The sequence below is a fragment of the Labilithrix luteola genome (assembly GCF_001263205.1).
Taxonomy (GTDB): Bacteria; Myxococcota_A; Polyangia; order Polyangiales; family Polyangiaceae; genus Labilithrix; species Labilithrix luteola.
Genome location: NZ_CP012333.1, coordinates 978244 through 990279, shown reverse-complemented (window position 1 = coordinate 990279; position 12036 = coordinate 978244). Strand labels below are relative to the sequence as shown.

General features: G+C 66.2%; 13 protein-coding genes. 9 read left to right on the top strand and 4 right to left on the bottom strand.

Going from position 1 to position 12036, the window contains the following annotated elements; all coding sequences use genetic code 11:
* Position 1: 1 nt before the first annotated feature.
* Together AKJ09_RS04505 and AKJ09_RS04500 are read right to left on the bottom strand one after the other, a co-directional pair.
* Positions 2-889 (bottom strand): AAA family ATPase, encoded by an 888-nt coding sequence (locus AKJ09_RS04505; protein ID WP_146645943.1) that lies wholly within the window; start codon positions 887-889, stop codon positions 2-4.
* A gap of 18 nt (positions 890-907) precedes the next feature.
* The gene (locus AKJ09_RS04500; RefSeq protein ID WP_146645942.1) at positions 908-1675 is read right to left on the bottom strand and encodes a hypothetical protein; all 768 of its coding nucleotides are present in this window, start codon (positions 1673-1675) and stop codon (positions 908-910) included.
* Between the two features lie 81 nt (positions 1676-1756).
* Between AKJ09_RS04500 and AKJ09_RS04495 the strand changes: the two genes are divergently transcribed.
* The 7 genes from AKJ09_RS04495 (at position 1757) to AKJ09_RS04465 (ending at position 7510) form a co-directional block, all read left to right on the top strand.
* The gene (locus tag AKJ09_RS04495; RefSeq protein ID WP_146645941.1) at positions 1757-3193 is read left to right on the top strand and encodes an FAD-binding oxidoreductase; all 1437 of its coding nucleotides are present in this window, start codon (positions 1757-1759) and stop codon (positions 3191-3193) included.
* A gap of 170 nt (positions 3194-3363) precedes the next feature.
* Entirely contained in the window at positions 3364-4134 is a 771-nt protein-coding gene (locus AKJ09_RS04490) for a trypsin-like serine protease (protein WP_169927250.1), read from the top strand.
* Positions 4131-4493, top strand: a complete 363-nt coding sequence (locus AKJ09_RS04485) for a hypothetical protein (RefSeq protein WP_169927249.1) — start codon at positions 4131-4133, stop codon at positions 4491-4493. Before AKJ09_RS04490 ends, AKJ09_RS04485 begins: the two co-directional genes overlap by 4 nt.
* A 123-nt stretch (positions 4494-4616) precedes the next feature.
* A complete protein-coding gene (locus AKJ09_RS04480) occupies positions 4617-5534 on the top strand; it encodes a lysophospholipid acyltransferase family protein (RefSeq protein ID WP_169927248.1) in 918 nt (305 codons plus the stop codon).
* A gap of 5 nt (positions 5535-5539) precedes the next feature.
* Entirely contained in the window at positions 5540-6259 is a 720-nt protein-coding gene (locus tag AKJ09_RS04475; protein ID WP_146645937.1) for a redoxin family protein, read from the top strand.
* 77 nt (positions 6260-6336) lie between these two features.
* Positions 6337-6750, top strand: a complete 414-nt coding sequence (locus AKJ09_RS04470; RefSeq protein WP_146645936.1) for a hypothetical protein — start codon at positions 6337-6339, stop codon at positions 6748-6750.
* Between the two features lie 19 nt (positions 6751-6769).
* Complete coding sequence (locus AKJ09_RS04465; RefSeq protein ID WP_240488389.1) at positions 6770-7510, top strand: hypothetical protein; 741 nt, start codon at positions 6770-6772, stop codon at positions 7508-7510.
* A 23-nt stretch (positions 7511-7533) separates the two neighbouring features.
* Here the strand turns inward: AKJ09_RS04465 and AKJ09_RS04460 are convergent, their stop codons facing one another.
* Both AKJ09_RS04460 and AKJ09_RS04455 read right to left on the bottom strand, forming a co-directional pair.
* On the bottom strand, positions 7534-8061 hold the full coding sequence (locus tag AKJ09_RS04460) for a hypothetical protein (RefSeq protein ID WP_146645935.1): 528 nt from the start codon (positions 8059-8061) through the stop codon (positions 7534-7536).
* 91 nt (positions 8062-8152) lie between these two features.
* Positions 8153-9967: a DUF885 domain-containing protein gene (locus AKJ09_RS04455; RefSeq protein ID WP_146645934.1), complete on the bottom strand. Its 1815-nt coding sequence runs from the start codon at positions 9965-9967 to the stop codon at positions 8153-8155.
* Between the two features lie 88 nt (positions 9968-10055).
* Here AKJ09_RS04455 and AKJ09_RS04450 point away from each other — a divergent pair, with 88 nt between their 5' ends.
* Together AKJ09_RS04450 and AKJ09_RS04445 are read left to right on the top strand one after the other, a co-directional pair.
* Positions 10056-10841 carry a methyltransferase domain-containing protein gene (locus AKJ09_RS04450; protein WP_146645933.1) on the top strand — a complete coding sequence of 262 codons (786 nt, stop codon included), beginning with the start codon at positions 10056-10058 and terminating at the stop codon, positions 10839-10841.
* A 148-nt stretch (positions 10842-10989) separates the two neighbouring features.
* Positions 10990-12027, top strand: a complete 1038-nt coding sequence (locus AKJ09_RS04445; RefSeq protein ID WP_146645932.1) for a ketopantoate reductase family protein — start codon at positions 10990-10992, stop codon at positions 12025-12027.
* Positions 12028-12036 lie beyond the last annotated feature (9 nt).

Sequence of the window (12036 nt, the reverse complement as noted above, 5' to 3'; positions counted from 1 at the left end):
GTCAGTTCTTCCAGCCGCCGTTCTTCTTCGCCGTGGCGAGCGTCTCGATGTCCTGCTCCTTCTTGAGCAGGACTCCGAGGAACGGCAGCTCACGCACGAAGCGCTCGGTACCCACGCCTGCGCGGCGCAGAACCGAGATCCAGTCGATGAGCTCGCTCGTCGACGGGCGCTTGCGCAGGCGAGGGAGATCGCGGAGCTGATAGAAGGTCACGACGGCCTGGTCGACCAGCGACTGATCGATCGCGGGATGGTGCACCTTCACGATTCGCTTCATCAGCTCCTGATCCGGGAAGTCGATGAAGTGGAAGACGCAGCGGCGCAAGAAGGCGTCGGGCAGCTCCTTCTCGTTGTTCGACGTGATGACCACGATCGGGCGCTGCGCGGCGACGACCTCGTCGCCCGTCTCCGTGATGACGAAGCGCATGCGATCGAGCTCGTGGAGAAGGTCGTTCGGGAATTCGAGGTCGGCCTTGTCGACTTCGTCGATGAGGAGCACCACACGCTTGCTCGACGAGAACGCGCGACCGAGAGGACCGAGCTTGATGTAGTGGCGGATGTCTTTGACGTCGCCCTCGCCGAAGCGCGAATCGTAGAGGCGCTGGACGGTGTCGTAGACGTAGAGGCCGTCCTGCGCGCGCGTCGTCGACTTGACCGGCCAGTGGATGAGCTCCGTGCCGAGAGCTTCGGTGATCGCTTCGGCGAGCAGTGTCTTGCCGGTGCCCGGCTCTCCGCGGACGAGGAGCGGTCGCTCCAGGGCGAGGGCCGCATTGACGGCGGCTTCGAGCGAATCGTTGGTGAGGTAAGTCGCCGTACCCTGGAAACGAATGAACTCGGTCACTCCCGTTCGATAGAAGAGGATGCGCGCGTTCGCAACCTCTGCCTGAACCATCCCGCGTTTCTTCGTTGCTCAGAGCTCGAGGTTGGCGCCGAAGCCGACGACGCCGGAGATCTGCAGCGTCTGAGCGTCTGCGCCGGAGCTGATGCCGGAGCTAACCTGCGAGTGGCGGCCGCCGAGCGTCACGCCGACCTCGGGACCGATCTTCATGAAGAAGACTTCGGTGAAGCGGTAGACGAGCGTGATGTCGACATCGAGGATCATCGAGCGGAACGTGTCGGTGACGGGCGCGCTGCCGGCCGACAGGAACGACACGGACTGCACCTGCGCCCAGCCGACGCCGGCGCGCGGCCAGAGACCGAAGCGATCGCCGAACGGCGCATAGAAGCCGACGCGCGGAAGGAAGGTGAGGGCGGTCGTGCCGGGAAGGTCGATGCTCTGGCCCCCCGAAGTTGCCGAACCGGACGAGTGCGCGACCTCGACGAGACCGCCGATCGAGAGGTGGTCGGTGACGAAGACGTCGACCGAAGGGGCACCCCAGAACGTCGTGGTCTTGAGGTCGCTGCTCGGCGCGCCGGGGGTGAAGGCGTCGGCCTTCTCCGAGCGGTACGAGACGCCGGCCGGACCCGCGTAGGCGAGGCCGCTACCTGCGCTGAGGCGGAGGCCGGAGAGCTGGTCGAGCACGAGATGTCCGCCCTCGTGGAAAGGAACGATGAGCTCGCGGTCCGCGCGTGCGGTTCGGCCGAAGAGCAGCGCCGCAACGACCACGAGCGCGCCGAGGAGGCGGGGCAGAACGTTCGGCACCTTCGAGAGCTTCGAGACGGGGCGGACTTCGCGCATGACGTCTCCCCGTCGGCCGAAGGTGCTTCAGGTTGCGGAAAATCGTCCGACCGCCCGGAATTCGGCCCAAAGTGCTATGGAATGGGCGTGCTGGTCGCCGCGCCCGAGGTTCGTATTCCCGCCCGAGATGCCGTCGAAAGAGCCCTCGTCGACCTCGAGCGTCGCCTCGGGCCGTCCAAGGTCGACACGAGCGAGACGGCCCTTCTGAACTACGGCCAAGACGAGAGCGAGGCCATCGGCCGCAAACCCGACGCCGTCGTCCTCGCCGACGGGCGTGACGACATCGCCGCCGTGCTCGCCATCGCCGAGAAACATGGTGTGCCGGTCACGCCGCGCGCGGGCGGTACCGGACGCACCGGGGGCGCCGTTCCCGTGGCCGGTGGCATCGTGCTCGCCACCCACGCGATGTCGAAGATCCTGGAGATCAATCGGCAGGACCTGCTCGCCGTCGTCCAGCCGGGTGTCGTCACGGCCGATTTGCACGCCGCCGTCGAAGCCGAAGGCATGTTCTATCCGCCCGATCCGAACTCGCTGAAGACGTGCATGATCGGCGGAAACGTCGCCGAGAACGCCGGCGGTCCACGCGCCTTCAAGTATGGCGTCACGCGCGAATATGTCCTCGGCCTCGAGGCATGCCTGATGGGCGGCCGCGTCGTTCGCACGGGCAAGCGCACCATCAAGGGCGTCACGGGCTACGACGTGACGGCGCTCCTCGTCGGAAGCGAAGGCACGCTCGGTGTCTTCAGCGAGATCACCCTGAAGCTCGTACCGCGACCGCAGGAGGTCGCGACGGTCCTCGCCCTCTTCGAAGACGTTCGCGACGCCGCCGATGCCGTTCGTCGCATCATCGCGGGCGGTCTCGTTCCCCGTTGTCTCGAGCTGATGGACGGCATGACGCTCGGAGCCATTCGCAAGCAAGGTGTGGCTGTCGACCCGCGCGCCCAGGCGATGCTCCTCATCGAAGTCGACGGAGGAGCGGGCACGCTGGACCCGATCGTCGAGCGACTCGGCGAGGCCCTCACGGAGGGCGGGCATGCCCTCGACGTCGTCGCGGCCCAAGACGCGGCTCAACGCGCGCGTCTCTGGGAAGCGCGGCGGATGCTCTCGCCGGCGACTCGAAAGCTCGCGAAGTACAAGCTCTCGGAAGACGTCGTCGTGCCGCGTTCACGCCTCGTGGATCTCCTCACCGAGGTCGACCGCATCGGCGAGCGTACGGGCGTGATGCATCTCACCTACGGTCACGCGGGAGACGGCAACCTCCACGTGAACTTCCTCTGGAACGACGACAGCGAGCGTCCGGCCATCGATCGCGCGATCGGCGCGCTCATGCGCGCGACCGTCGATCTCGGCGGCACGTTGAGCGGCGAGCACGGCATCGGCGTCCTAAAGGCGGCGTACTTGCCGCTCGAGCAATCGAGCGAGCTCATCGCGCTCCAGCAGGATCTCAAGCGCGTCTTCGACCCGAGCGGCCTGCTCAACCCAGGCAAGATCTTCCCCACCGGCCACGCGGCCTGTTGAGCTGACAGGGCTTTTCCGCGCCTCGTGCGTGGCGGGACGGTCGACCGTCATCGGGGCCCTCAGGAACTCCACGCCCGTTTTGACGAGCGCCGTGTTCCCTTGGCGGTGGCACCCTCCGTGCTGCCAATGCGTACCGCGTGGCTTCGATGCGGTCGTACGGAGAGGGGAGAGTGGCGAGGTTGTCGGCGGCCTCCTCGCCGATGCGGCTGCTTGCCGTGACACTCTTGTTGGGACTTTCCACCTGCGACACCGACTCCAACCAGGTCCGCGCCTTCATGGACGCCGAGTCGCCCGAGGCGAACGTCGTGGTCAAGGTGGGACAGTGCACGGGCACGCTCGTCACGCCCCGGATCGTGATGACGGCGAGCCACTGCATTCGCGGTGCGCAGAAACCCGCCGGGCCCGACCCGACGTCGTGCTCGGGCGACTCGACACCCTACGTCAGCATCGGGCGCAGCTGGTTGTCACCGGTCGCCGTGTTCGAGAGCTCGGCATCGGTTACCAAAGTCGAGACCTGTCAGCCGCTCAACCGCGACGGTGAAGACCTCGCGCTCGTCTATCTGCAGAAGCCCATCGTCGGGTCGTACTTCTCCAGAGGCGAAAACTCCGTGCCGCGTGTCGTGCGTCCCAGCCTCACGCCGCCGCCACGTGACAACGATCACTTCGACGGTGTGGTCGACTTCGCGGGCTTCTCGCCCTGGGACGACGACTATCGAACGATTCTCTTTACGACGCGCCGTCTGCAGCCGCTCATGAACATCCGCGTGTCGCACGACGACCGGAACGGCGGCGCTTTCTTCTTTCTCGACCTGCCCCCGGGTCAGGCGTGCGCGCCGGAGACTCAGGGGGGCCGATGTTTTTCTGGCGGTCGGATGGTTCGCGCGATCCGATCGGCGTGCTCTCTCAGGCGCGCGGGCACACGGCCTACCTCTCCGACGTGACGTGGCCCCCGAACAAGACGTGGATTGTCTCGCATGTCACCGAGCGAGGGCTCGCCAACATGGCCGACCAGGGCCTCGTGCCGGCGAATCTGACGCACACGCAAGCGTGGCTCGCACGTCACGGCAAGACACCGGACGACTGGTGGGGCGAGCTCGATTACTCCGGACCCTGCGACCACATTCGCGATCAGGATTGCGACGGATGGTGGGATCACGGCGATGACGCGCATCCCGTCCACGACGACTGTCCGGACGTTGCCGATCCCCTCCAACAAGACGCCCATGACGACGGGCTAGGGGATGCCTGCACGCCACCGCCCATCGTCGTCACGAACCCGCTGCCTAACGAACCCCTCTGATTCCCGGGCGATTTGCTCTTCGCGCCGGCCCGGGGGCTCGCCGATTCTGCAAACACAGAACGGCGGTGGGCGAAAGGTGAATCAACGCTTGCGCCCCGGTCATATCTTCGTCATTTCATCGCCGTGCAGGAACCGTCCCCCGTCAGCACCGAAACCTCTGCTTCGAGCGATCTCCTCACGAGCCCGCCTTCGGAGCGCCGTGGCCGGTCCGAGACTTCGAAGTCTCGCGACCTTCTCGACTTCGGCGACGACGTGCTCTCGCCCGTCGAGCGATGGCAGATCGGCTTCGTTCGTAACTCCTTCCAGCCAGGCCCGCTCGACCGCGCCATTCGCGTGCTGCAGCGCCACATCGGAGCGAACTGGATCGAGGCATCGGTCAAGAACCTCCGTCGCGTACACGGGCTCGACCGCCTGCCCACGTGGGACCCGAACAAGAGCTACGTCGTGGTGTCGAACCACCGTAGCTTCTTCGACCTGTACGTCATCACGGCGTACCTGGTGAAGCGAGGCATGCCCCATCGCCTCGTCTTCCCCGTTCGTTCGAAGTTCTTCTACGACAATCCGGCTGGCTTCGTCGTGAACGGGGCGATGAGCTTTTTCGCCATGTACCCGCCGGTGTTCCGCGAGCGCCAGCGCGCAGCGTTGAACCTCGCGAGCCTCGACGAAGTCGTGCGTCTCTTGCAGCGCGGCGGAGCGTTCGTGGGGCTGCACCCCGAGGGCACCCGCAACAAAGGCGACGACCCCTACGCGCTTCTTCCGGCACAGGGCGGCGTCGGGCGCATCATCCAGGCCGCGAAGGTCACGGTCATTCCTGCCTTCATCAACGGCCTCGGTAACGACATCGTTCGCCAGGTGGCGAGCAACTTCGCGAAGAGCGGCGACCCCGTCGACGTCGTGTTCGGAGCGCCGATCGATTTCGGCGACATGCTCGATGCACCGCCGAGCCCGCGCCTCCACCGCCGCATTTCCGAGCACGCGCTCGATGCGATCCGCCTTCTCGGCGAGGAAGATCGCGCCTTCCGCGTGCCCTGCGCTAAGTGAGAGGGATGAGCACCACGCGTCGTCTTTCGGTCGGGGTTCTCCTGCTCGCTCTCGCGGGATGCAGCAAAAGCACGCCGCAAGCCGCGCCGGAGAGCTCGGCTTCGGTCGCCGCTCCGAGCTCGCCCGATCATGCAGCAACGCTCTCGGCGGGGACCGCGGCACCGGCTGCGCAGGCGCATGCCGAAGTCGGCAAGCCTGCTCCGGACTTCACGCTGAAGGATCTGGACGGCAAGGAGCACAAGCTCAGTGCCCTCAAGGGCAAGACGGTGGTCCTCGAGTGGTTCAATCCGGGGTGCCCCTTCGTGAAGGCGTCGCACTCGAAGGGGTCGCTCAAAGACACCGCCGCGAAGCAGATCAAGAACGGCGTGGTCTGGCTCGCGATCAACTCCGGCGCTCCAGGTAAACAGGGGCACGGCGTCGAGGCGAATCGTGAAGGCGTGAAGACCTTCGCGATGAGCTACCCGGTCCTCCTCGATGAAAGCGGCGATGTCGGCCAGGCCTACGGCGCGACGAACACCCCGCACATCATGGTCGTCGACAGCAAGGGCGTGCTTGCGTATCGCGGCGCCATCGACAACTCGCCGGATGGCGAAGGCGAGAGCCCCACGGGCGGCAAACTCGTCAATTACGCGGAAGCGGCTCTGGCCGATCTCGCGGCGGGTCGGCCGGTGGCGACGCCCGAGACGAAAGCCTACGGCTGCAGCGTGAAGTACGCCGCGAAGTAGAGCGTGATGTGCGCCAGTGTGGCACGGCGCTACTCGAGGGCTCGCCGGGCGCCGAAAGGCAAAGTATTCTCAGCGCCATGAGCAAGGATGCGCTCGTCAGTGCAGTGAAACAGATTGTGGCAACTTCACGGGGGGGCGACCTCGAGACGTCGTTCGACGGCTACCGTGACCTCTTCGCGCAACCTTGGTTCTCCGCGAACCGCCCCGAGGATCAGCGCCAGGCCCTGAAGCTCCTGGTCCTCGCGAAGCGCACCGGCCAGCCGAGCGCCAAGCTCCTCGAGGCCCATCGTTCCGCCATCGCACCCCTCACCGAGCTCGTCTCGAACCTCAGCGATCCCGAGGACTACGAGATGCTCGGCGTGTGCCATCTCCTGCTCGGCAACGAGGAGGCAGCCTCGAACTTGTTCCGCCAGGGCCTGACCCTGGAGCGCGAACGCAACCCCGCGTCCGACCTGTGTGGTCGTCTCATGACGCGCGTTGCCTCCATCTGAGGCCCACGAGGAACGCTCGATGAAGGTCGTCGACGTCGACGGCCCCGACCTACGCGCCGGCCTTGGCATCGCGTCCCTCGCGAGCCTCGACGGCGCGTTGGCTCTCCATGTGCACTCGGCGATCGATGCGTCGCTCGCGTCGTCGTGGGCCGAGGGCGTGAGGTCGGCGCGCGCGGCTTGGGTGAGCGACTTCGACGGCGCCCAGTTCAGCCTCGGTCGGGCCTGGTACACGCACCTCGAGCAGAACCGCGCGGACGCCTATTTTCGCGACGTCCAGGGGTCGGATGCGCGCGTCGAAGAGGCGTGCCCCGGGCTCGCGCGGACGATGCGAGGCTTCGTCGAGCGCCTCGCCGGAGCACCGGCCTTCCAGAGGTCGGGCTGGTGTGGCCCCGGCGTCCACGTCTTTCCTGCTGGAGCGCATGTCGCGAAGCAAGGCGGCGACATCCACTTCGACACCGAAGGCCTGACGCCCGTCCACGCTCGCGAGCGTGCGCCTTCCTTCACGATGGTGCTCATGCTCGCACCACCCGAACGAGCCGGCGGCCTCCGCGTGTGGGACGTTCGCTACGCCGACACCGACGCCTACGAAGACGAAGACCTCGATCGCCCGAGTGCCGTGTGCGAGTACGCGGCCGGCGACCTCGTCGTCATCGACAGCTATCGCCTGCACCAGATTCAGCCGTTCCCTGGCACGCGCGATCGAATCTCGGCCACGTGTCACGCGGCCTTCGTGGCCGGCCAGTGGGAAACCTGGTTCTGAGCGGACGAGGGGCGATACCGACGTCAGGTCGGAGGCACGCAGTAAATGATGTGCGTGGATCCGAACGAGTCGAAGCGAAGCTGCAATTCTTCGTCGTTCCCGATCCACGTGCCGACGTTCTTCGCGCCCGTTCCGTCGAGCGTGCCGTCGCAGCGCAGCGCGGTGTGGTTCGTTTGATTCACGCAGCGGCCGTCCGACTCGGAGAGCCAGAGCTGCTTGTAGTTGTTGCAGACCCACTCGCGATCGCACATCCCGCAGGCATTCGCACCGCCGTCGACCGTCATGCCGGTCTTGTAGGAAGCATCGGCGACCGTGATCGAGGCCTCCTGAACCCCGCCACCGTCGTTGGGCGCAGGCGTCTCGCTCGCTTCCTCGGCCGTGGCTTCGGACGGCTCGGTGGCGCTCGTGTCACTCGTGGTCGGTGCGCTGCTCGCTTTCGTCGGTACGGGGTCGGCGAGCGACGAGGAGCAGGCGGCGGCGAACATGACGACTGCGCCCGTCGTCACGAGTCCTGCGAGTCGAAGCAGACCACGAACCTGCAACGGCACCATAGGTTGGAGCTAGCACGCGTCCTACACGCGCGCACGTCGCGAGCCTGATGGATAATTCGCTCATGGATCGCGTGCTGACCACGGCGTCCGGTCAGTGTTTGGCGGCTGGTGCCATCACGCGACTCTCCAGGATGTCGAGCGGAAGGGGGCCGGCTCCGAGAACCGCCTCGTGGAAAGCCTTCACGTCGAAGCGGGGGCCGAGCGCCGCCATCTGCTTCTTCCGAATCTCTTTGATTCGAAGCTCGCCGATTTTGTAAGCGAGGGCCTGGCCTGGCCAGACGATGTACCGGTCGACTTCGTTGACCACGTCGAGCTCCGCGCGTGGCGAGTTCTCCAGGAAGAAGTCGATCGCACGCTGGCGATCCCAGTGCAGATGGTGGATGCCGGTGTCGACGACGAGCCGGACGGCGCGCCACATCTCGTAGGCCAGCTGACCGAACTTGGCGTACGGGTCATCGTAGAGCCCGAGCTCCTCGCCGAGGCTCTCGGCGTAGAGACCCCAGCCCTCGACGAACGCCGTGTAGTCGCCGTGACGGCGGAACTGCGGGATGTCCTGCTGCTCGGTGGCGAGCGCGATCTGCAAATGGTGACCCGGCACGCTCTCGTGCAGCGTCAGCGCGGTCATCTCCCAGATCGGGCGCGTCTCGGGCTTGTACAGATTGACGAAGAACGTGCCTGCGCGCGAGCCGTCGTCGGCTGGTTCTCGGTAGTAGGCCGTTGTCGTGTCGGGCGCGACTGCGTCGGGAATGGCCTGCACGCCATAGGGCGTTCGAGGCAAACGCGAGAAGAGCTTCACGAGGAGGGGATCGACGCGCTTTCCCAAATCGCGATAGGCAATCAGAAGTTCTTTCGGATCTTTGTAATAGAACTTCGCATCCGTGCGCAGGAAGGTGAAGAACTGCGAAAGGGGCCCGCTGAATCCGGCGCGCGACTTCACCGTCTCCATTTCGCCGCGAATACGCGCGACCTCGCGGAGGCCGATGGTGTGGACTTCGTCCGGCGTCATGTTCGTCGTCGTGTGCGCACGAACGAGATACGCGTACATGGCTGCGCCGTTCGGAAGGTCCCACGCGCCGACCTCGCTCCGACACGCAGGCAAATACGTATCGACGAAGAACGCGCGGAGCTTGCGATAGGCGGGAACGAGCGAGCTCCGAATCGCCTCTTTCGCTTGGTTGGTCAATCGTTCCGCTTCGGCCGGCGGAATCGAGCCAGGCAGCTTCTTGTAGGGCGCGAAGAACGGGCTCTTCGTCGGGTCGTCGACGATCTGCGCATCGAGCTGCGCGACGACTCGCTGCATCGGCACCTTCGGATGGGTCATCCGAGCCGCGATCGCTTCGGTCAGCACCGCGATTGTCTGATCGGCATACGATGGAAACGAGCGGAGGCGCGCATTCCAGTCTTCGAAGTGCTTCGTCGTCTCGAAAGGAATTTGGTCGGCCATCTCGTCGGCCGTCTGGATGCCGCCGCGTTGGTTGAGCGGCTGGAGATACATTCGGAAGCGTTGGCCCTCGACGGCCATGCGGTACTGATAGCGAAACAGATCGAGGCTGAGCTGGTCCTCGGGCGAGAGCGCGTCACGCGAGATGCGCTCGATCTTCCCGACGACCTCGCGCGCGTGCGCCTCGTTGCGCGCCACGGCGCCGAGGCTCACGTCGTCCCAGAGCGCATCGAAGCGCCGGTCGCCGAGCGTCGAGGCCCAGGTGGGGGACGCGCGAAGTCCGTATTCCCATTCCTCGTCGAAGAGGGCATGGAGGGCGCGCGTGGTCTCGTTCGGTGCGGCCGCGTTGGAGTTGCTTGCCGCGGCCTTGCAGCCGCTCGCGGCGCCGGCGAGCGTCGTGAGCACAAAGGCGGCCGCGAGAGAGGCGAGCGCCGAAGAATGCGAAGACCTGCGAGGCGAGCCCATGGGGGCCGGACCGTAGCATTCTCGTGCTGTGCGTGAACATCGGACGAGCTTTTCTGCCGCGCGCCCGAGGCGTGCTAGGCCGTAGAACATGCCGAGCGACGCATGGGACCCGGGCCTCTACGAGCGCTTCAAGAGCGAGCGAAGGCGTCCGTTCCTCGACACGCTCGCGCTGGTCGAGCGAGAGCCGTCGATGCGCGTCGTCGATCTCGGTTGCGGAACGGGAGAGCTCACGCGATTGCTCCATGACGAGCTCGGGGCGTCGTCGACGCTCGGTATCGACAACTCCAATGCCATGCTCGAGCGAGCGGCGGCGTTTGCGACGACCCAGGTGAGCTTTCGCGAAGGTGACATCGGGGCCTTTCCCGCGACCGAGGAGCTCGCGTCGTTCGATCTGGTCTTCTCGAATGCTGCGCTCCACTGGGCACCGAACCACGAACGCGTGCTCGAACACTGGACAAGCGCGCTCACGCCGCGAGGTCAGCTCGCCGTCCAGCTACCGGCCACGGGCGATCGCATCTGGGAGAGCATCGCCGAGGAGGTCGGCCGCGAGGCGCCGTTCGCCGACGTCCTCGGGAACGTGGGCCCGCTCGGCGGTCGCGCGCACACGCCCAAGTGGTACGCGCAGACGCTCGCGCAACTCGGGTATCGCAACCAACACGTGAGGCTCCAGGTCTACGGGCACTGGCTGCCCGGTCCCGAGGGCGTCGTGACGTGGGCGGAGGGGGCGCTGCTCACCAAGTACCGAGCGCTGCTCGGGGCGGACCTCTACGCGACGTTTCTCGCGCGCTACCGCGAGCGACTCTTGGAACAGCTCGAGGACGTGCGGCCGTTCTTCTTCCCGTTCGAGCGCATCCTGTTTTGGGCGCGAAAATAGGGCGAATCGCGCTACGGGCGCGCTCGCGCTGGCGACCGCCGCCGATGATGCTACCGTCGCGACGTCCATGGCCGCCGTATCAAGCCGCGTTCCGTCATCGTCGCATACATCTGAGCGTGGGGTTGAAGCGGGAGCGCGCTTTCTGGTCATGGGCTGCGGCGCCATCGGCGGTGTGCTCACAGCGTCGCTCGCGGAGACCGGCCAGGACGTCACGGCGAGCACCACGAACGACGGCATTCATGCGGCGGTGCATCCGCGTGGCCTCAAGGTCGTGGGCGAAGGCAGCCCGCGGCTGGTTCGCACGCCGGTGATCCACGGGCTCCCGCCCGAGGGCGCGGAGAAGTTCGATTACATCATCCTCGCGACGCAGCCCCCGCAGGTCGAAGAGGCTGCGCGCTCCGTTGCGCCGTTCCTCGCCGACGACGGCGCGCTCGTGTGCCTTCAGAACGGTCTCTGCGAAGAGCGACTCGGCAAGATCGTCGGACCTCATCGCGTGATTGGTGGCGTTGTCGGCTGGGGCGCCACGATGCCCGAGCCCGGCCTCTACGAGCGCACGGCGCCGGGAGGCTTCACGCTCGGCCAGACGTCGGACGAGCCGCTCGACCCGAGGCACGACCGCCTCGTGCGCGCGCTCGAAGCCGTCGGCCCCGTCGAAGTGACGCAGAACCTCCGCGGCAAACGGTGGAGCAAGCTCGCCATCAACTGCGCCATCTCCACGCTCGGCACCATCGGTGGCGATCGGCTCGGCACGCTCATGCAGCACCGCTTCGTGCGTCGTCTCGGCCTCGAAATCATGACCGAGGTGGTCGACGTCGCGCGCAAAGAAGGCGTTCGCCTCGAGAAGGTTTCCGGCACCCTGGATCTCGCGTGGATTGCGCTCACCGAAGAAGAGCGCCTCGCGAGCGGCTCGCCGGGCCTCGTCGCGAAGCACGGCCTCCTCCTCGCCGTTGGCTTCCGCTATCGCCGCATGAAGAGCTCGATGCTCTCGGCCATCGAGCGCGGTCGCACACCGGCGGTCGACTTCCTCAACGGAGAAGTCGTCGATCGCGCGCGCAAGCACGGTATCAAGGTGCCGGTGAACACGCTCGCTCGCGACACGGTTTGGGAGATCTCGAAAGGAAAGAAGCGCGCGGGGCTCGACCTCCTTCGCGAGGTCTACGAAGCCACCGCGCCTCACGGGAATTGATTGAGCCTG

Bases quoted from the DNA above. Each gene is read 5' to 3' on its own strand.
- AKJ09_RS04450 (WP_146645933.1), top strand. From the start codon at position 10,056: ATGCCGAGCGACGCATGGGACCCGGGCCTCTACGAGCGCTTCAAGAGC.
- AKJ09_RS04505 (WP_146645943.1), bottom strand. From the start codon at position 889: ATGGTTCAGGCAGAGGTTGCGAACGCGCGCATCCTCTTCTATCGAACG.
- AKJ09_RS04460 (WP_146645935.1), bottom strand. From the start codon at position 8,061: ATGGTGCCGTTGCAGGTTCGTGGTCTGCTTCGACTCGCAGGACTCGTG.
- AKJ09_RS04495 (WP_146645941.1), top strand. From the start codon at position 1,757: ATGGGCGTGCTGGTCGCCGCGCCCGAGGTTCGTATTCCCGCCCGAGAT.
- AKJ09_RS04470 (WP_146645936.1), top strand. From the start codon at position 6,337: ATGAGCAAGGATGCGCTCGTCAGTGCAGTGAAACAGATTGTGGCAACT.
- AKJ09_RS04445 (WP_146645932.1), top strand. From the start codon at position 10,990: ATGGGCTGCGGCGCCATCGGCGGTGTGCTCACAGCGTCGCTCGCGGAG.
- AKJ09_RS04465 (WP_240488389.1), top strand. From the start codon at position 6,770: ATGAAGGTCGTCGACGTCGACGGCCCCGACCTACGCGCCGGCCTTGGC.
- AKJ09_RS04475 (WP_146645937.1), top strand. From the start codon at position 5,540: ATGAGCACCACGCGTCGTCTTTCGGTCGGGGTTCTCCTGCTCGCTCTC.
- AKJ09_RS04455 (WP_146645934.1), bottom strand. From the start codon at position 9,967: ATGGGCTCGCCTCGCAGGTCTTCGCATTCTTCGGCGCTCGCCTCTCTC.
- AKJ09_RS04500 (WP_146645942.1), bottom strand. From the start codon at position 1,675: ATGCGCGAAGTCCGCCCCGTCTCGAAGCTCTCGAAGGTGCCGAACGTT.